The sequence below is a fragment of the Neobacillus drentensis genome (genome assembly GCF_036965245.1).
Taxonomy (GTDB): domain Bacteria; phylum Bacillota; class Bacilli; order Bacillales; family Cytobacillaceae; genus Neobacillus; species Neobacillus drentensis_G.
On record NZ_JBALPG010000099.1, the window covers coordinates 1 to 20,325 of the forward strand.

At 39.3% G+C, this 20,325-nt stretch carries 17 protein-coding genes; 15 read left to right on the forward strand and 2 right to left on the reverse strand.

Annotation, left to right across the window (positions count from 1 at the left end):
- A partial coding sequence (locus V7150_RS18725; protein WP_335521340.1) for a GIY-YIG nuclease family protein occupies positions 1 to 1,066 on the reverse strand: 1,066 nt, incomplete at its 3' end.
- Between the two features lie 219 nt (positions 1,067 to 1,285).
- A complete protein-coding gene (locus V7150_RS18730; protein WP_335521343.1) occupies positions 1,286 to 1,651 on the reverse strand; it encodes a DoxX family protein in 366 nt (121 codons plus the stop codon).
- 306 nt (positions 1,652 to 1,957) lie between these two features.
- On the opposite strand from V7150_RS18730, the gene V7150_RS18735 reads away from it, so the two are divergent.
- From V7150_RS18735 to argF, 15 genes are all read left to right on the forward strand, one after another.
- Positions 1,958 to 2,722, forward strand: a complete 765-nt coding sequence (locus V7150_RS18735; protein WP_335521345.1) for a MerR family transcriptional regulator — start codon at positions 1,958 to 1,960, stop codon at positions 2,720 to 2,722.
- A 275-nt stretch (positions 2,723 to 2,997) separates the two neighbouring features.
- Positions 2,998 to 3,996, forward strand: a complete 999-nt coding sequence (locus V7150_RS18740; RefSeq protein ID WP_420490309.1) for an ABC transporter ATP-binding protein — start codon at positions 2,998 to 3,000, stop codon at positions 3,994 to 3,996.
- Positions 3,977 to 4,945 (forward strand): ABC transporter ATP-binding protein, encoded by a 969-nt coding sequence (locus V7150_RS18745; protein WP_335521350.1) that lies wholly within the window; start codon positions 3,977 to 3,979, stop codon positions 4,943 to 4,945. Before V7150_RS18740 ends, V7150_RS18745 begins: the two co-directional genes overlap by 20 nt.
- A gap of 50 nt (positions 4,946 to 4,995) precedes the next feature.
- Positions 4,996 to 6,612: an ABC transporter substrate-binding protein gene (locus V7150_RS18750; RefSeq protein WP_335521351.1), complete on the forward strand. Its 1,617-nt coding sequence runs from the start codon at positions 4,996 to 4,998 to the stop codon at positions 6,610 to 6,612.
- A 285-nt stretch (positions 6,613 to 6,897) separates the two neighbouring features.
- The gene (locus V7150_RS18755; RefSeq protein ID WP_335521353.1) at positions 6,898 to 7,905 is read left to right on the forward strand and encodes an ABC transporter permease; all 1,008 of its coding nucleotides are present in this window, start codon (positions 6,898 to 6,900) and stop codon (positions 7,903 to 7,905) included.
- 13 nt (positions 7,906 to 7,918) lie between these two features.
- Positions 7,919 to 8,818 (forward strand): nickel transporter permease, encoded by a 900-nt coding sequence (gene nikC, locus V7150_RS18760; RefSeq protein ID WP_335521355.1) that lies wholly within the window; start codon positions 7,919 to 7,921, stop codon positions 8,816 to 8,818.
- 245 nt (positions 8,819 to 9,063) lie between these two features.
- Entirely contained in the window at positions 9,064 to 9,588 is a 525-nt protein-coding gene (locus V7150_RS18765; RefSeq protein WP_335521357.1) for a shikimate kinase, read from the forward strand.
- A gap of 16 nt (positions 9,589 to 9,604) precedes the next feature.
- On the forward strand, positions 9,605 to 10,369 hold the full coding sequence (gene aroD / locus V7150_RS18770; RefSeq protein WP_335521359.1) for a type I 3-dehydroquinate dehydratase: 765 nt from the start codon (positions 9,605 to 9,607) through the stop codon (positions 10,367 to 10,369).
- 308 nt (positions 10,370 to 10,677) lie between these two features.
- On the forward strand, positions 10,678 to 11,715 hold the full coding sequence (gene argC / locus V7150_RS18775; protein WP_335521361.1) for an N-acetyl-gamma-glutamyl-phosphate reductase: 1,038 nt from the start codon (positions 10,678 to 10,680) through the stop codon (positions 11,713 to 11,715).
- Between the two features lie 61 nt (positions 11,716 to 11,776).
- Positions 11,777 to 13,006, forward strand: a complete 1,230-nt coding sequence (gene argJ, locus V7150_RS18780) for a bifunctional ornithine acetyltransferase/N-acetylglutamate synthase (protein ID WP_335521363.1) — start codon at positions 11,777 to 11,779, stop codon at positions 13,004 to 13,006.
- 12 nt (positions 13,007 to 13,018) lie between these two features.
- Positions 13,019 to 13,816 carry an acetylglutamate kinase gene (gene argB / locus V7150_RS18785; protein WP_335521365.1) on the forward strand — a complete coding sequence of 266 codons (798 nt, stop codon included), beginning with the start codon at positions 13,019 to 13,021 and terminating at the stop codon, positions 13,814 to 13,816.
- A complete protein-coding gene (locus V7150_RS18790; RefSeq protein ID WP_335521367.1) occupies positions 13,816 to 15,018 on the forward strand; it encodes an acetylornithine transaminase in 1,203 nt (400 codons plus the stop codon). The genes argB and V7150_RS18790 overlap by 1 nt, the downstream gene beginning before the upstream one ends.
- 6 nt (positions 15,019 to 15,024) lie before the next feature.
- Positions 15,025 to 16,101: a carbamoyl phosphate synthase small subunit gene (locus V7150_RS18795; RefSeq protein WP_335521369.1), complete on the forward strand. Its 1,077-nt coding sequence runs from the start codon at positions 15,025 to 15,027 to the stop codon at positions 16,099 to 16,101.
- Positions 16,088 to 19,315 (forward strand): carbamoyl-phosphate synthase (glutamine-hydrolyzing) large subunit, encoded by a 3,228-nt coding sequence (carB, locus tag V7150_RS18800; protein WP_335521371.1) that lies wholly within the window; start codon positions 16,088 to 16,090, stop codon positions 19,313 to 19,315. Before V7150_RS18795 ends, carB begins: the two co-directional genes overlap by 14 nt.
- Entirely contained in the window at positions 19,308 to 20,285 is a 978-nt protein-coding gene (gene argF, locus V7150_RS18805; RefSeq protein ID WP_335521373.1) for an ornithine carbamoyltransferase, read from the forward strand. The genes carB and argF overlap by 8 nt, the downstream gene beginning before the upstream one ends.
- Positions 20,286 to 20,325: the final 40 nt, after the last annotated feature.

The following is a 20,325-nucleotide window of genomic DNA, read 5'->3' on the forward strand; positions in this document are numbered from 1 at the left end:
CACCTAAAGTAAGGGTAAGGGCAGCGTCTATTTTGGTATAATTGTCAATCCCAAGCCAATTATCAGGGATAATTATATAATTGCATGTGCTGCCTTTTAAATAGCTATAGATAATCTGCGCTTCATCTATATCATCCCTGCTAACTTCAATGTTGGTATATGAGTCATCCTTGAAAGAGGTTAATACGTTTGTTTTGATCGTCTTAACAAGTTTCTCTAGAATTAGGTCCTCTACATTATATTTTTCTCTAAAAAGAACCTTGTTCCCTTTTATAAGGAAGAGTTTAAGAACATTGTCATTGAGGGATTCTAAGATGACAATATTTTTATTCGCTTCAGTAAATTCAATCACTTTTTCTTTATAAATAAGGGAGTGGATTGCATCTAGATTGTCTCTGTATTTTGCTGCTGTTTCAAAGTCAAAGTTCAAGGATGCATCTACCATTTTTTGTTTCATTTCTTCAAGTATGACCATGTCAGTGCCATTAAGTAAGTCGATGATTTTTTTCAATATATTTTTATACTCTTCAACTGCAGGGGCTCGGAAGCATATTCCAATACATAAGCCTAATGAATGATTTAGACAAGGGGTGTTCCTATAAGTTAAGTTACTGCAGCTTATTTTAAAAAATTCTTTTATTCCTTGGATTGCTTTTTCTACAGTATGTTTACTTGTAAATGGACCGAAATAAAAATTTCCATCTTTTTTAAGGTTAGTGGTGATTTCAAATTTCTGTTTGCTGCCATCCATTTGAATCATGACATAGCTGTAGGAATGTGGATTTTTCATTTTCTTATTAAAAATTGGCTTTAATTCTCTTATCATTTGGCATTCAAGTAAAAATGCTTCAAATTCCGTATCAGTAAGGATGTATTTAAATTCCGCTATATTTGCTTTGAGTTTTTTAATCTTTTGAGGATGCACATTTGAGTTTTGAAAGTAGGTTCTAACTCTATTCTTAAGATTTTTTGCCTTTCCTACATAAATAATCCTTCCATGGGAATCTTCCATAAGATATACACCAGGGGTTTCGGGAAGGTTCTTTACTTTTTCTTTTAGGCTCATTTTAATTCCCCCTATTACTACCTGTATTTTAACACAGTTATCAAAATAGGCTGTTATTGAGGGAGATTATTTAAATTTTGAAGAGAATTATATGTTAAAAGAGGATGTTACATAAGAGTTTCCCCGTTTGAAACATCCTCTTTGTTTGCTACTAGGAAAGTATAAGTGCAACTACGCCTCTGTCTTCGCCCTAGGGGCTCGCCAATCGGCGAGTTTTCTTTATCTGGGAGTTCGGTTGTATAAAATGATAAGCAAGACTAACATGACGATGTCTAATCTGGCGTTGAAAGCAAACTGAATAAATCCTGTGTGTATAGAAGGTAATTTTGTTAATAGAAGGGCAGCAATCATGATGGTGATTAAAGGAATCACAGCATTTTCTACAGCCTTATTCAGCAATATTAAAATCCCACAAACAATCTCAAGAAAGACTACCACATATAACATGATGTGAGGATAGGGAAGTCCTATTTTGAGAAAGCTATTGGCTAACTCAGTACTAATCAGTTTCATAAAACCAGACGTTATAAAAACATATGCCACGACATACCGTAAAAGTTTAATAGTTGATAAAGAAGTGTACATGCCAATCCCCCTTTGTACAACTGTATGCCATATGGGGAACAAACATCACTTGAACTCGTCCGGAACATAATGAAACCAAAAAAAGGTAGCAGCAGACGCACTACCTCCTATTTTCCCAAATAGAAATAGTGGAAAAAGTAGTAATGGTGCCTGACACCCTAAATAAACTAACTACTATGTAAATAGGAGTAATGGTGTCAGGCATCATGAAAGGCATCATTAAAGGTACTTTGAAAAGTTGGGCATTTTAGTGATTGACATTGACGTTGCGTAAAGGTGTATTGTGATTGATGAGGAGGTGATCAAATGGAGTATACAGTGCAAAAGCTGGCTCATTTAGCAGGGGTTAGCACCAGAACTCTTCGGTATTATGATGAAATTGGTATTCTTAAGCCGGCAAGAATCAATTCGTCAGGGTATAGGATCTATGGTCAGGAGGAAGTGAATCGCCTGCAGCAAATCCTATTTTACCGGGAATTAGGTGTCAGTTTAGATAGAATAAAGACAATAGTTACAGCCCCATCCTTTGATGGTGCCGCTGCACTTAGAGAACACCGTGAAAAACTCCTCGAAAAAAAGGAGCAATTAGAGTTATTAATTGCTAATGTAGAAAAAACCATTTCATTAACAGAAGGGAGAATACAAATGTCTAATAAAGAGAGGTTTGAAGGATTTAAGAAAAAAATGATTGAAGAAAACGAGAAAAAGTATGGCAAAGAAATTCGTGAAAAATATGGTGACGATACCATCAATCGCTCTAATGCAAAAGCAATGAATATGACCCAGGAGCAGCATGATGAGGTAACAGCTCTAGCGGAACAAGTTACAGCAACCTTAGCTGAGGCTTTTAAAACTGGTGACCCTGCAGGTGATTTAGCACAAAAAGCCGCTGATCTGCATAAACAATGGCTATGCTTCTTTTGGAACGAATACAGCAAGGAGGCACATGCCGGGCTAGCACAAATGTATGTCGAAGATGAAAGGTTTAAAGCGTATTATGACAAAGAGCAGCCAGGAACAGCAGAATTTTTAAGAGATGCTATCAACATTTATACTGGATCAAAGAATTAAACTCTTTTTCTGAAGATACTCATGTTTTTTGTGGCACGAAAAAGAAATATATTTAGTGAGAATGGATAGTGCCTGACACCGTTCGCGATAAACCGCGAATGATGTCAGGCACTTTTTTTAATAATTTTTATGTTTCCAACAAATTTCTACAAATTTCTCTATATGGGGTATGTAATAATAGTCATAAAATTCATTAAATTGAGAAAATGTTGGAAATCTACTGATGAATAATTATAAGAATAGCTAAAGTAGGTGTAAATGTGGATAAGGATCCTATGCTTTGTATAAAGAACTTAAAGGTGTCGTTCCAATCGGGAAAAAAATTCGTCCCTGCAGTGGATGGTATCAGTTTTGAATTGAAAGATGGAGAAATTCTTGGGATAGTCGGGGAATCCGGGAGCGGGAAGAGTGTCACCTCTCTAGCGACAATGGGGTTGATTCCGTCTCCGCCAGGAAGAATTGAGAACGGCGAAATCATTTTTGAAGGAAAAGACCTGAAAAATATTTCTGAAAAGGAATGGCGAAATATACGTGGAAATCAGATATCGATGATTTTCCAAGAACCGATGACATCTTTGAATCCTTTGTTTACGGTTGGAAATCAGCTTATGGAAGCAATTCGATTACATACTAGCCTTTCAAAATCACAAGCGAAGGTACGGAGTATTGAATTATTAAAGTTAGTTGGTATCCCAAGGGCAGAAGGAATACTTAAAGAGCTTCCCTACCAGCTATCAGGAGGAATGAGGCAGAGGGTGATGATTGCGATGGCGATGGCCTGCAATCCGAAGGTGTTAATTGCGGACGAGCCTACGACGGCTCTCGATGTCACGATTCAAGCACAAATCCTTGCTTTAATGAAAGATTTAAATCAAAAGACAAACACTTCGATCATTCTAATTACCCACGATTTGGGTGTCGTAGCAGAAATTTGTGAACGGGTGATTGTTATGTATTCCGGTCAAATCGTTGAACAAGGAGACGTCAGGAAAATCTTAAAGGATCCACAGCATCCTTATACAAAAGGTCTGCTAAAGTCTGTGCCAGATTTACTTGTGAAAAAGGAGCGTCTCTACAGCATCCCAGGAACGGTCCCTGCACCTGGCTCTGTCCATAAGGGCTGTCGGTTTGCGGCTAGATGTGCTGAGGTATTTAGCCAATGCCATGAAGAAGCGCCAGAATTATATAAATCGGAAAGAGACGGACATGAAGTGCGCTGTTTCTTACATACATTGAAGGAGGGGAGTGACAAACATGTCGGAGTTACTTCTTGAGGTAAATGGGCTGAAAAAATATTTTCCGATAACGGGTGGTCTTTTTGGTAGAAAACAAGGAGAAGTCAAAGCAGTCGATGATGTTTCATTTTATGTTAAAAAAGGAGAAACATTGGGGATTGTCGGGGAAAGCGGCTGTGGAAAGTCAACGACTGGCCGCCTGCTGATGCGCTTGATTGAGGCGAGTGATGGAAGAATTATTTTTGAAGATAAAGAGATTACAAGGATGTCAAAGTCAGAATTAAGAAAAACGCGCAGGGATATTCAAATGGTGTTCCAGGATCCCTATGCATCCTTAAACCCAAGACACTCTGTTGAGCAAATTTTAGAAGAGCCGCTGATTGTCCATGGAATTGGAACGAAAGAGGAACGACAGAAGCAGGTAAGAGAAATGCTTGAGGTGGTTGGCTTAAGCCGCTATCACGCGAAGCGGTATCCCCACCAATTCAGCGGCGGACAGCGCCAGCGAATCGGGATAGCTAAAGCATTGATGACAAAACCGAAGTTGATTATTGCCGATGAACCCGTTTCTGCACTTGACGTTTCGATTCAGGCACAGGTTCTCAACCTAATGAAGGATATTCAAAAAGAGTTTCAGCTTACGTACATATTTATCGCTCATGATTTAAGTGTCGTCCGTCATATCAGTGATCGAGTCGGTGTGATGTATTTAGGAAGATTAATAGAACTATCCGATAGTGAAGAACTCTATGAAAATCCAAAGCACCCTTATACGAAAGCACTTCTTTCGTCAGTACCGGTACCAGACCCGGATATAAGAAGGAAAACGATTTTAATTGAAGGGGAACTTCCAAGTCCGGCCAATCCACCTACAGGGTGTGCTTTCCATACAAGATGCTCACAGGTAATGGAGAGTTGTAAAACGGTTAGACCCAAGGAACATAATTTAAATGGTCATTTTGTGGCATGTCACTTATACGACAAGTGATTTGCTGCATTTATGATAATAAAACAAACGTATAGGGGGTAAAAAATCTCATGAAGAAAAAGTCTTTTAAACTGCTGTTGATTTCTTTATTAGCCATCAGCATGTTTTTAGTTGGCTGTAACAGCAAAACGAATAATGAAACTGATGGCAAAAAAGACCCGGGCACTAGTAATGGTTCCAAAAAGGATACACTTGTGTATGGCCGCGGGGGTGACTCCACTTCTTTGGACCCAATCACAACGACTGAAGGGGAAGCATTTAAAGTAACAGAAAATATTTATGAAACTTTGCTTGAGTATGGGGAGCAGGATACCACAATCAAGCCGGGACTTGCTAAAGAATGGAAAGCCTCTGATGATGGTTTAACTTACACTTTTAAACTACAACAAGGGGTGAAATTCCATGACGGCACTGAATTTAATGCAGATGCCGTTGTCTTTAACTTTAATCGCTGGATGAATGGAAATGATGAGAAATTCCCTTATTACACTATGTTTGGCGGCTATAAAGCCGATGAAGGGCACGTCATTAAAGAGGTTAAAGCAGTTGATAAGAACACAGTTCAGTTCATTTTGAAACGACCACAGGCTCCGTTCTTGAAAAACTTAGCGATGTCGCCATTTGGGATTGCCAGCCCGAAAGCCGTGGAAAAATGGGGTGACGATTTCAGAAGCCATCCAGTTGGAACAGGTCCATTTAAATTTGTTGAATGGAAAAAGAAAGACCGAATTGTCGTTGAAAAGAATCCAGACTACTGGCAAAAGGGTTTACCGAAGTTAAACAAAATCATTTTCCGGGTTATTCCAGAGAATGCTGCACGTCTTAATGCACTTGCAAAAGGTGAAATCGATGTAATGGATGGTTTGAATAACTCAGATGAGGAAAAGGTTAAGTCTGATGATAAGCTGCAAATTATCGAACGGCCTTCAATGAACGTTGGTTATATTGGTTTAACCAATACTCGTAAGCCATTTGACAATAAGCTTGTTCGCCAGGCAATTAACCACGCTGTTGACAAGAAAGCCATTATTGATGCTTTCTATGGCGGAAAAGCACTTCCAGCTAAAAACCCAATGCCTCCTTCCATTGAAGGCTATAACGATGCCATTCAAGAATATCCATATGATTTAGAAAAGGCAAAAGCACTATTGAAGGAAGCAGGATACGAGAAAGGATTTAAAATGGAATTATGGGCAATGCCTGTTGCTCGTCCATACATGCCTGAAGCCCAGAAGGTTGCTGAAGTGATCCAAGAAAGCTTAAGTAAAATCGGGGTAACAGCAGAAATCAAATCTGTCGACTGGGCCACATATTTAGAAAAAGCCACAAAAGGGGAATTTGATGCCTTTATGCTTGGCTGGACAGGTGACAACGGCGACCCTGATAACTTCATTTACACATTACTTGATAAAGACAGCATTGGCAGCAACAACTACGCTTACTACAGCAACGACGAACTGCATACCATCTTAATTGAGGCGCAAACAGAAACGGATCAAGCAAAGCGGAACGAGCTTTATAAAAAAGCACAGGAAATCATCCATGAAGATGCTCCATGGGTACCGCTTGTCCACTCAACACCACTGTTGGCAGCGTCTAAGGATGTATTGAATTACGTACCACATCCAACCGGTTCTGAATGCTTAAGTAAAGTAGAATTTAAATAATAACTGGAAAAAAGGGGAGGGAGCTTTGCCTCCCCTTTTCTTAACATAAAGGTATGTAAATTTTCCTTGTTGTTTATGTTCGATTTTTAAGCTCTTGTTCTATTTATCGGTGAAAATCCATGAAAAAGTCGAAGGAGAGAAGATCTACGTGGCCATTTTTGGTGAAAATCCATAAAAAAGTTGAAGTAGAGGGTTCTACGTGACTTTTAGGCTGGAAATCCATAAAAAATGCGATGTAGGAATTACAGCCTAACATTAAAGGTCTTTTTAAAAGGGGTGAATGTATTGTTAACGTATACAGTCCGGCGGATTCTAGCATTATTTCCAGTATTGATCGGGATGACCCTTGTTGTTTTTGCCATTATACATGCAATTCCCGGGAATCCGGCACAAGTGATTCTCGGACAAAGAGCAACGAAAGAAGCGGTCGCTAATTTGACGGCACAGTTGGGGCTGGACAGGCCGTGGTACATACAGTATTTCGATTATATAAAATCCTTATTGCATGGTGATTTAGGTATTTCACTGGAGACTAGGTTACCTATTAACGAAGAAATATGGCCATACTTGGCTGCCACATTGGAATTAACCGTTGTAGCCATGATCATCGCCATCGTTATTGGCGTGAATGCAGGGATTATTAGCGCTTGGTTTTCAAATTCATGGTTTGATTATATAGCTATGGTTCTCGCCTTAATTGGTGTATCGATGCCCATTTTTTGGCTGGGCTTAATGGAACAATGGGCTTTTTCCATTGAATTAGGCTGGCTTCCGACAACCGGTAGGGAGGATGTCAGGGATCCTATTACAGCGATAACGAATCTCTATTTAATCGATACATTATTTCAGGGAAGATTTGATCAATTTATAACGGTTATAAAGCATCTGGTACTGCCGAGCATTGCTCTTGCCACCATCCCAATGGCAATTATTGCAAGGATGACCAGGGCAACGATGCTTGAGGTAATGAAATCCGATTACATTCGTACAGCTAGAGCGAAAGGACTTAGAATGTTTTGGGTGGTGTACAAGCACTCATTAAAAAATGCGATTATTCCAGTACTTACAGTTATTGGCTTACAGACGGGGCTGTTATTGGGGGGAGCAATCTTAACAGAAACCATCTTTAGCTGGCCGGGAATTGGCCGGTATTTATACGATGCCATTGGCTATCGTGACTATCCAGTTATTCAGTCAGGAATCTTAATCATTGCAGCTATTTTTGTCCTCATCAATTTAATCGTGGATCTCTTATATGTTTTTGTTGATCCAAGAATTAAATACACCAAATAAGGAGGGATCTAGAGTGGCAGAACTGGCAAAAAACACGGCAGATATCTCGACGATACCTGCCGAGGAAAAGCTGATACCTCCATGGAAAGAGGCATGGCAATCATTTTATAAAAATCGATTAGCACTAGCAGGATTATGTATTGTCATCTTTTTTATCATTATTGCCATCATCGCCCCATGGATTGCCCCATATGGCTTTAAAACCCAGGTGTTGGCCGACAGGATGCAGGCACCCTCAAGTAAACATTGGTTCGGAACCGATGATTTTGGACGAGATATCTTTTCACGAGTTATCTATGGTGCAAGAATATCTTTATGGGTAGGATTTTTCTCGGTTTTAGGATCTGTTGTCTTTGGAACATTACTTGGTATCGTTGCGGGATACTATGGGCGCTGGGTGGATGCAATTATTTCACGTATCTTTGATGTCATGCTTGCTTTTCCAAGTATCCTTTTAGCAATTGCTGTTGTCTCTATACTTGGGCCATCTCTGAATAATGCGCTTATAGCAATTGCAGTAATCAACATCCCTAATTTTGGCCGGCTTGTCAGATCAAAGGTTTTAAGTGTAAAACAAGAGGAATATATCATGGCAGCTCGAGCTGTCGGAATGAAGGATACTCGAATACTTCTTCAGCATATTTTACCTAACAGTATTTCGCCGGTAATTGTTCAGGCAACATTAGCGATTGCAACAGCGATCATTGAAGCAGCAGCCTTAGGATTTCTGGGATTGGGTGCTCAGCCACCCGAGCCTGAATGGGGGAAAATGCTGGCAGATTCTAAAAACTACATTACAAATGCACCGTGGACATTATTTTTTCCGGGGATGGCGATCATGCTGACTGTTTTGGGATTTAATTTAATGGGTGATGGATTAAGGGATGTGCTGGATCCGAAAATGAAACAATAGAAGACTCCTTGGGGGTCTTTTATTTGCTGATAGGAAGTATTACTTTCCTATCAGGCTTAAGGGCGACTACGCCTTTGTCTTCGCCTTTCCGGGCTCGCCAATCGGCGAGTCTTCTTTATTGAAAAAAAAATCTAAAAGAGAGTGGATAGAATAATTGTTATTTGATGATAGAAAGGCTTATAATTGAAAAAAATTCAGAAAAATCAAGTGAACTTATTGTTTGTCTTTTGGGGGATTGAAAAAATTTGAATAATGATAGAGAAAAAAGCATTGTATTTATCGGGTTCATGGGTGTCGGGAAAACGACTGTAGGTAAACTTGTAGCAGAAAAACTTAATCGTGAATTTATTGATATTGATGAAGAAATAGAAAAAGAATATGGAATGAAGGTTTCGGGAATTTTCAATAAAATTGGTGAAAGGGCTTTTAGAGAAAAAGAAAAAAGCGTTATCACCAGTTTATGCGAAAAAAAGAGTAAGATTTTATCTCTAGGTGGAGGGGCCTTTTTACAAGGGGACATCAGAAAGGTTTGTTTGTCTGCTAGTTTTGTTATTTTTCTAGATTTATCTTTTGAAAATTGGAAAGAGCGGATTAGTCAGATTATTGATAGCCGTCCTGTTTTACAAGGAAAGTCATTAGACGAAATGAAAGAGCTTTTTTATAAAAGGCAAGAGATTTATTCAAATCATCATCTAAAGGTGATTACTGATAACCAAGATCCAGAAGAAATTGCTAATTTAATCATAAACAAATTAACTATTTTGATGTAATAGAGAAGGTGGGATTATGAAAAAAACTGTAACTGTCAGGGGGATTACTCTTGGTAAAGGGGCACCAAAAATCTGTGTGTCGATGGTAGGAAAAACCTTATCGCAATTAAAGGAAGAAGCCTCTTTTTTAAAAACAATAGAATTAGATATCATTGAGTGGCGGGCTGATTTTTTTGAACATGTGGATGAGATCGAGAAAGTGAAGGAGGCAATTGTTGAAATCCGTGCTATCCTAGCTGACACACCGCTTATCTTTACATTCCGCAGTGCTAAAGAAGGTGGCGAAAAGGAATGTAATCCGTCATTTTATTTTGAATTAAACAAGGCAATTGTCGAAACCGGCCAAGTAGACCTCATTGATATTGAATTATTTAATGATGAAAGTGATATTAAAAGACTTATTAATGCCGCCCATACATACAACGTGTTCGTCATCATCTCCAATCATGATTTTGAAAGAACTCCACCAAAGGAAGAAATCGTGTCACGATTAAGGAAAGCACAGGAATTGGGAGGCGATTTACCAAAATTAGCTGTTATGCCGACTAGTGCCGCAGACGTACTGACATTATTAGATGCAACTAACACAATGAACGAACAGTATGCTGACAGACCATTCATAACAATGTCAATGGGGGGAAAAGGGGTAATCAGCCGTTTAGCCGGTGAAATATTTGGCTCAGTTTTGACATTTGGAGCAGCAAAAAAAGCATCTGCACCAGGGCAAATAGATGTAACAGAATTACGAAAAATTGTGAACCTCTTGCATTCGAATTTATAAACAAAAAGCACTCAAACTGAACTAAACTGCCCCCCTAATTGTTGGACCCGATCTAACAAAGAGGGGTGCAGTTCATCACAGAGTTTTGAAGAATTTCTAATAGTATTTAATCAAAGTTCTTGCTAAAGCAGGAACTTTTTTTGTGCATAAACAATGTATAATCTTCCACCAACAAATGTAAGCGTTTTCAAAATAAAAGGCGGTTATTTTCAGTATAAATGAAAAATTAAGTCATTTTATTATTGAATAATTATATATATGTATGTATAATAATTCATTATATAAAAGCAATATAGGAGTTGAAAAAATTGAGGGCTGCGGTTATTGGGGGAACAGGTTATGGTGCAATTGAGTTAGTGAGGTTAATAAAAAAGCATCCATTTTTGGAGGTTGGTTCTGTTGTTTCAAACTCCCAAGCGGGGTTTAGTTTTAATGATATTTATCCTCATCTCTCAAACGTTGTTGTTCAACCGCTTGAAACATTCAATACAGAAAGATTAAGTGAAGAAAATGACATTGTCTTTTTTGCAACCCCATCAGGTGTTAGTAGCAAGCTCGTTCCGAAGATATTAGAAAAAGAAAAAAAATGCGTAGACCTATCTGGAGATTTTCGGCTAAAGAAATCTGAAGAATATGAATCTTGGTATAAGCACTCACCTGTTGATGAGAAATATCTAAATCAGGCGACATATGGATTAAGTGAAATTAATACGATAGAAATCAAAAATGCGTCTTTTATTGCCAATCCAGGTTGCTATCCGACTGCTGCAACACTCGGACTTATCCCGATACTCAAATCTAATTTAGCAGTTATAGATTCAATAATTATTGATGCAAAATCAGGGGTCTCTGGTGCAGGAAGAGGACTATCATTAACCTCACATTACGCAGAAATAAATGAAAACTTAAAAGCTTATAAATTAGGGGCACATCAGCATATTCCAGAAATAGAACAAGTGCTTTCGGACGAGAGCGGAACTCCAATAACTATTACATTTACTACACACCTTGTTCCGATGACGAGAGGTATCATGTGTACGATGTACGTAAATTTAAAAGAGAAAATTTCAACAAAAAAAGTTTTTGATTTATATAAACAATTTTATCAAGAATCTTATTTTATAAGAGTTCGGCCTGAGGGAAATATCCCCTCAACAAAAGAAGTTCTTGGGTCAAATTTTTGTGATATTGGCTTGCATGTCGATGAAAGAACAAATCGCTTAACTATTATTTCTGTCATTGACAATTTAGTTAAAGGGGCAGCGGGCCAGGCCATTCAAAATGTAAACATTATGAATGGTTGGGATGAACGAACAGGACTAACGGATATTCCGATGTATCCATGAAATAAAAAAATTGGTAGTTTCCTAGTTATACGACCAAAGGGAAAATAAGGGGGAAATAAAATTGACGCAAGCAACTTCAACAAATGAGATTGTTGTTCTAGAAGATGGGAGTATAACGTTGCCGAAGGGCTACAAAGCTGGCGGAATGCATTGTGGTATTAAAAGAAAACGGCTCGACCTAGGTTACATTGTTTCCGAAATACCAGCAGTCGCTGCTGGCGTGTATACAACAAACATTTTTCAAGCTGCACCGCTGTTAGTTACCCAAGATAGTATTGCAAAAGAAAATAAAATTCAAGCGATACTCGTGAATTCGGGTAATGCCAATGCTTGCACAGGGGAGCAAGGATTATTGGACGCATATGAAATGCAAAAGGGATTCGCTAGTGAGTTAAGCATTCAAGATCATTTAGTTGGAGTTACTTCTACAGGAGTTATTGGAGAACTGCTGCCAATGGGCAAAATCAAAACCGGCATTAAACAAATTCTCCAGAAAGAATGTGAAAGTGAAGAAAACTTTAAACAAGCAATATTAACAACCGATACTTGCATAAAGCAAATCGGGGTCCAAATAAACATAGACGGAAAAACAGTAAGCATAGGCGGAGCTGCTAAGGGTTCTGGAATGATTCATCCAAACATGGCCACAATGCTTGGCTTTGTAACAACAGATGCAAACATTGCCCATGATGATCTTCTTTTTGCCTTAAGAGAAGTAACGAATACAACATTCAATATGATTACCGTTGATGGTGATACAAGCACAAACGACATGGTATTGGTAATGGCGAATGGTTTAGCTGAGAACAATCAACTGACTAAGGATCATCCGGAATGGGACGTTTTTAAACAAGGGTTAAAAATTGTTTGTGAATCACTTGCCAAAAAAATTGCCCGTGATGGCGAAGGAGCAACAAAGCTAATTGAAGTACAAGTTGATGGGGCATTTAGTTTAAATGCTGCAAGTGCAGTAGGTAAATCGATTATTTCTTCTAATCTTGTAAAAACAGCCATTTATGGAACCGATCCAAACTGGGGAAGAATTGTCACAGCTGCCGGGTACAGTGGGGTTCCCATCGAGCCTAACTTATTAAAGGTTTCATTAGGTCAATACAAAGTATTCGAAAATGGTTTGCCTTCCCCATTCGTTGAAGAAGAAGTAAAAGGTTATTTAGAAAATGAAAATGTCGTCATTCATGTTGAATTAAATCAAGGTGATTACAGTGCAACTGCCTGGGGATGCGACCTTACCTATGATTACGTGAAAATAAACGCATCCTACCGCACTTAAGGGGGGCCGAAAATGAAATATTTAGTCATTAAATGTGGAGGAAGTGTGTTAGATAATCTGCCAAGATCCTTTTATGAGGATCTCGTGAAAATGCATAAATCTAGCAAATGGACGCCAATTATTGTTCATGGCGGTGGCCCGCTAATTACCTCATTATTAAAAAGCTTAAACGTTGAAACAAAATTCGTGAATGGTCTCAGAGTAACGGATCACCAAGTTTTAGATGTAGTAGAAATGGTTTTAAGCGGCTCAGTAAACAAACAGGTTGTACGAAATATAATCGAAGTTGGTGGAAATGCTATTGGAGTCAGCGGGGTCGATGGCAGTTTGCTGCAAGCAATGCCTACCCAAAATGCAAAGACTTTAGGTTTTGTGGGTGACGTAACTGGGGTCAATCACAAGGTGCTTGAAGGAATCATCGCACATGGAGGTATTCCGGTTGTTTCCCCAATTGGAATTGATTCAAGCGGTCAACGTTATAACATTAATGGCGATATTGCTGCATCCGCAATTGCAAAGGCCTTAGGAGCGAACCTTTGCTTTATCAGTGATATCCCAGGGATATTAGTCGAAAAAGATGGTGTGAAAACAAAACTAGATAAAGTATCAAAAGAAATTATCGAAGAAATGATAAAGGACCAAATAATTTATGGCGGGATGATCCCTAAGGTAAGAGCAGCTATTGATGGCCTAGATCATAATATCCCAGAGGTTGGAATCATTAACGGTTTTGAGAAAAATAGCTTAATAGATTATACAAACGGAAAAAAAATCGGTACAAAAATTGTCTTAGAAGAGGAGATTGCATAATGGTGAACGACATTTCCATGTCCCAAATCTCACCGGTAATGGCAACTTACTCCCGCTTCCCAGTCACGATAGTGCAGGGAAAGGGAAGTTACGTTTGGGATGATCAAGAAAACCAATATTTAGATTTCACTTCAGGTATTGCAACCTGTAACCTAGGTCATGTGCCTGACCCAGTAAAAGAAAAACTCGAAGAACAATTACAAAACCTCTGGCACTGCTCAAATCTATATAACATTCCGAACCAAGAGCAGTTGGCTGCTTTGCTTACAGCAAACAGCTTTGGTGATCAAGTCTTTTTTTGCAATAGCGGTGCAGAAGCAAATGAGGCCGCCATTAAGTTAGCGAGAAGATATGCAAACAAGGTTAAGGGGAGCAGCTGTTCATCTGAAGTTGTTACATTCGAGCAATCATTCCATGGCAGAACCTTAGCTACATTAACGGCCACTGGTCAGGAAAAAATCCAACAGGGCTTTTCACCGCTTATGCCTGGGTTTAGCTACCTGCCGTTTAATGACAGCGAAGCACTTAATAAACTTCATATAATCAAACCAGCTGCAGTACTTCTTGAGCTTGTTCAAGGCGAGGGCGGAGTTATTCCAGCAAACCCGGAATGGGTAAAAAAACTCAACCAAGTTTGTAAAGAAAACGACATCCTGCTTATGGTCGATGAAATTCAAACAGGGATTGGCCGAACGGGAACCCTTTTTGCTTACGAACAATATTCCATAGAACCGGATGTTATTAGTATCGCTAAAGGTCTTGGCTCGGGATTCCCAATCGGAGCCATCATTGCCAAAGAAGTAGCAGCAAAAGGCTTTGAACCGGGCAGCCACGGCAGTACTTTTGGCGGGAACCCATTAGCGACTGCAGCAGGGCTGGCAACCATCACCCATATACTTAATAGCAATTTGTTAGACACAGTAAATGAAATGTCAGAGTTTCTCGAGCTTCAGCTTCAAGACCTAAAGGATAAGTACTCTTTTATCAAAGAAATCCGTGGTAAAGGCCTATTAAAAGGTTTGGTTGTCGAAACCACTGCCATTGAAATTGTCCAAAAAGCAATGACTAAAAACCTTCTTATTTTAACAGCAGGTCCGGATGTTGTTCGGATATTACCTCCATTAACTGTAACAAAAGAAGAAATCACAGAATTTGCCGACAAATTGGAAAAGACTTTCCAAAGTATAGAAAAAGGAGAGTGATCGAACTTGGAACATGGATACCTTACTTTGGAAACAGGAGAAGTATTTGAAGGAGTACTTATCGGTGCAGAAAAGGATTCTCTCGGAGAAGTAGTTTTTAACACAAGCATGACCGGATACCAAGAAATCATCACAGACCCTTCTTACGCCGGTCAAATTATTACCTTCTGTTATCCGATAATCGGAAACTATGGAATCAATGCAATTGATGATGAAAGCATTTCTCCAGCATTATCAGGGGTAGTGATTGGTGATTTATGCGAAACACCGAGCCATTATCAATCGATTCATAAATTCTCAGAAAAACTAAAGCAGGCGGGAGTACCTGGTATTGCTGGGGTTGACACAAGGATCCTCGTCAAAACAATTCGCAGCCGTGGAACAGTCAAAGGATATTTAAGTAATAAAAAAAAGTCGAACTTTTCCACATCAGAAACGCAGCCATTTTGGGTAGATAAAGTATCGATAAAGAAGACGCAATTTTTCAGAAATAGAGGGCCGCATATTGTCTTGATTGATTTTGGTTATAAAAAGTCAATTCTAAATGCCCTTTTAGAAGAAAACTGTGCAGTTACGATTGTGCCATACAATACTCCTTTTGAAAAAATTAAAGCCATAAATCCAGATGGCATCCTATTAAGCAACGGACCTGGCGATCCGATGGAGCTAAAAAAGTGGTTTCCTGAAATCAAAAAAATTACTCAAGCATACTCAACACTCGGAATCTGCTTAGGGCATCAATTAATTGCCTTGGCCTATGGAGCAAAAACTACCAAATTGGCTTACGGGCATCGCGGAGGCAATCATCCGGTTAGGGAGCTATACACCGGAAAGGTTAAAATAACTGCCCAAAATCACGGGTATGTGGTTGTTGATGAAAGTATTGATGAGAACATCTTTGATGTCACATACCGAAATGTAAATGATCGATCAATTGAAGGGCTAAAGCACCAGAGCTATCCAATTCAAACCGTTCAATTTCATCCGGAAGCACATCCGGGACCAAGCGATACAGAATATATTTTAAAAGACTTCGTAAAACAGATTGCCTCATTGGGAGAGACAGCCTATGCCGTTAAATAAAAACCTAAAAAAAGTACTTGTCATTGGATCTGGCCCGATTGTCATTGGCCAGGCTGCAGAATTTGATTATGCCGGTACACAGGCGTGTATTGCCCTTAAAGAAGAGGGAATCGAGGTCGTTCTAATCAATAACAATCCGGCAACGATCATGACAGATGAAGCCATTGCCGATAAGGTATATATCGAACCATTAAACGTTGAAACAATTGAAAAAATCATTCAAAAAGAAATGCCAGATGGTGTGATTGGCACTTTAGGCGGCCAAACTGGTTTGAATTTAACCGTTCAGCTTTACGAGCAAAAAATATTAGAGAAATACAATGTTGAACTCCTTGGCACTTCCGTTGAATCCATCAAAAATGGTGAAGATCGCGAAAAGTTCCGCAATCTGATGCTTGAAATCGGTGAACCAATACCGGAATCATCCATTATTCACAGCTTTGAAGAAGGAGCAGCATTTGTTAAAGAATTTGGCTTTCCCGTGATCATTCGCCCAGCCTATACTCTTGGGGGAGAAGGTGGCGGCTTTGCATACAACGACCAAGAACTCGAAATTGTCCTTAAGAAGGGTTTAGCAGCAAGTCCGATCCATCAAGTCTTAGTCGAAAAAAGCATAAAGGGCTGGAAGGAAATTGAATATGAGGTTATGAAAGACGCAAATGATACGTGCATTATTGTTTGCAATATGGAAAACATGGACCCTGTCGGTGTTCATACAGGTGATTCCATTGTTGTTGCACCATCACAAACCTTAAACGACGTTCAATATCAAATGCTACGTGACGTTTCGATTAAAGTGATCAGAGAACTAAAGATTATCGGCGGGTGCAATATCCAGTTCGCACTTCACCCGGAATCCAATCAATATTACATTATCGAAGTAAACCCGAGGGTAAGCCGTTCGTCAGCACTTGCCTCAAAAGCAACCGGTTATCCGATTGCCCGAATGGCCGCAAAATGTGCAATTGGTTATCATTTGGATGAGATTGTGAATCCAATAACAGGTAACACTTTTGCTTCGTTTGAACCGGCGATTGATTATATTGTAGTTAAACTCCCCCGCTTTCCGTTTGACAAGTTCCCTGAGGCAGACCGTACGCTAGGAACACAAATGAAAGCAACCGGAGAGGTCATGGCGATTGACCGGACTTTTGAAGGGGCATTAAACAAAGCTATTAGGTCAATGGAAATGAATGTTTACGGTCTTTGCCTAGAGGTAAATATGTCTTTGAATGAGGATTCCATGTTTGAACTTCTTGAAAAAGCAAATGACCAAAGACTATTCGTTATTGCAGAAGCGTTCAGAAGAGGAATTTCTATTGAGAAAATTCAACAGTTGACCGAGATTGACCCGTGGTTTTTGCATAAAATCAGTTCAATCGTTGCGTTAGAAACGGAACTAGCCTCCTATGAATGGGGAACTATTCCAACATCACTGCTGAAAGAAGCAAAACGAAACAATGTTGCCGACAAACTATTATCGCAAATTTTTAAAATCCCAGAAAAACAAATCAGGTCCAAATGGAAAGAACTTAACTGGAAACCAGGCTATAAGATGGTAGACACCTGCTCAGCAGAATTTGATGCCGTAACACCTTACTACTACTCAACTTGGCACGGCTTTGATGAAGTAGAAGTTACGAACAAGAAAAAGATCCTTGTCGTTGGATCAGGCCCGATTCGTATCGGTCAGGGAATTGAATTTGATTATTGCTCGGTACACGCCGCAAAAGCCATCAAGAAAAAAGGCTATGAAGCAGTTGTCATAAATAACAACCCAGAGACTGTAAGTACGGACTATTCTATTGCCGACCGTCTTTATTTTGAACCACTTGCTGCCGAAGATGTGCTTCATATTATTGAAAAAGAAAAAGTTGAAGGTGTATTGATTCAATTCGGCGGCCAAACGGCAATTAATCTGGCGCATGCTTTAGAGGAAGAGGGCGTCAACATTTTAGGTACAACAGTAGAAAATGTTGACCGCTTAGAGGATAGGAAGGAATTTTATTCTTTACTCGAGGATCTAAACATCCCGCATATCAATGGTAAGACAGTATCACAACCTGAAGAACTGATGGAGGCTGCAGCACAATTAGGCTACCCTGTTTTGGTAAGACCATCTTATGTCATTGGTGGTCAAGCGATGTTTACGATTTTTTCAGAAGAAGAATTAAGCCAGTATATCTCACAGCTTGAGAAAAATTCACATGCTGCGATGTGGCCGTTATTAGTAGATAAGTTTTTGCCTGGACTAGAATGTGAGATTGATGTTATTAGTGACGGCTACAAAATAGTTGTTCCAGGAATATTTGAACATATTGAAAAAGCCGGTGTTCATTCAGGTGACAGCATCTCGGTGTTCCCGCCGATTTCGATGTCAGAAAAAACAAAAGAAACCATTATTCATTATGCAGGAAAAATAGCTAAATCAGCACCAGTAATTGGCATGATGAACATACAATTTGTGATCTATGATAATCAAGTTTTTGTGCTTGAAGTAAATCCACGTTCATCAAGAACAGTACCGATCATCAGTAAAGTAACGGGCATTCCTATGATTGAATGGGCTGTAAGTGTCCAATTAGGAGAATTGTTAGCCGATTTATCTCCAACTCAAGGTTTGCTTCCTGAGCCTGATTACTATTCGGTTAAAACTCCGGTGTTTTCATCAAGTAAGCTTAAGGGTGTGGACCAAGTCCTTGGACCGGAAATGAAATCCACTGGGGAAGTACTTGGAATGGGAGCAACGTATCAAGCAGCATTTGAAAAGGCGATTTCTGTTCTAAAGGGAAATACGGGAGCAAAGTATTTGTTTTGTTCCATATCCGACCGAGAAAAACCCGCAAGCCTCTCGATTTTGATGGAACTTAGCAAACTTGATTACAAGATTGCGGCGACAGAAGGTACAGCTTTATTTCTTGAAAATAATGGTATTCCTGTTGAACAAGTCGTTAAGGACGATGAAGAGGTAAATGAACTTTTTCGAAAGCAGCCGATCAAGGCAGTGATTAATATTCCGAACCAAGGGCGAAATAAGCATAAATTTGGTTTTCAAATTCGTGAACATGCCGTTCGTTACCAATTACCTATGTTTACACATCTAGATACGATTGGAGCAATCCTAGGCTTACAAAATCATTTCTTATCAGAAATTGAGGTTCGGACAGTTTGTGAGTTTTATAATTTGGAAAAAAGAGGTGTGGACCATGTTTGAAGCATATAAATTAAGTGAAATAAGTGAAATGAAAAAAATACAATTAAAGGGGAAAGATTTTTTACAGCTTTCAGATTTCAGCACAGAAGAAATTCTGTATATGCTGGATGTAGCGCAGGAATTAAAGGTGCTGCAAAAGCAGGGAAAACCGCAGCCGTACTTAAGCGGAAAGGTATTAGGAATGATTTTTGAAAAATCCTCAACCCGTACGAGGGTATCGTTTGAGGTCGGTATGCTGCAGCTTGGGGGTCATGCTATTTTCTTAAGTTCGAAAGATATTCAGCTTGGAAGAGGAGAAAGTATTTCCGATACAGCGAAAGTATTATCCCGCTATGTAGACGGCATCATGATTCGAACCTTTTCTCATGATTCGGTCGAAGAATTAGCAGATCATGCAACTGTTCCTGTCATTAACGGATTAACTGACCTGCAGCACCCAGCCCAGGTACTAGCTGACCTGCTAACCATACTTGAGCATAAGGGCAAATTAGCCGGCTTAAAGCTGTGTTATATTGGTGACGGCAATAACAATATGGCCCATTCATTAATGGAGGGAGCGGCTAAAGTAGGGATGAATATAAGCATTGCCAGCCCGACCGGATATTTGCCTAATGGAAAAATTACCGAAAAAGCCATCCAAGCTGGTAAACTGACAGGAAGTGCAGTTATGATCACGAATGATCCGCTTGAAGCGATCAAGGATGCGGATGTCATCGTAACAGATGTTTGGACCAGTATGGGTCAGGAAGAAGAATCTTCATTGCGATTGAAGGCATTCCAGGCTTATCAAGTAAATAAGGAGCTATGTAAATACGCGAAAAGTGATTTTATCTTCATGCATTGCTTACCTGCACATCGCGGGGAAGAGGTAACCGAGGAAATTATCGACGGACCACATTCGGTCGTATTTGATGAGGCTGAGAACCGCCTTCATGCTCAAAAAGCAATTTTAAAATTATTACTAGCATAATAGTATTTATTTTTTTAAGTTTTGATGTATAATAATTCTA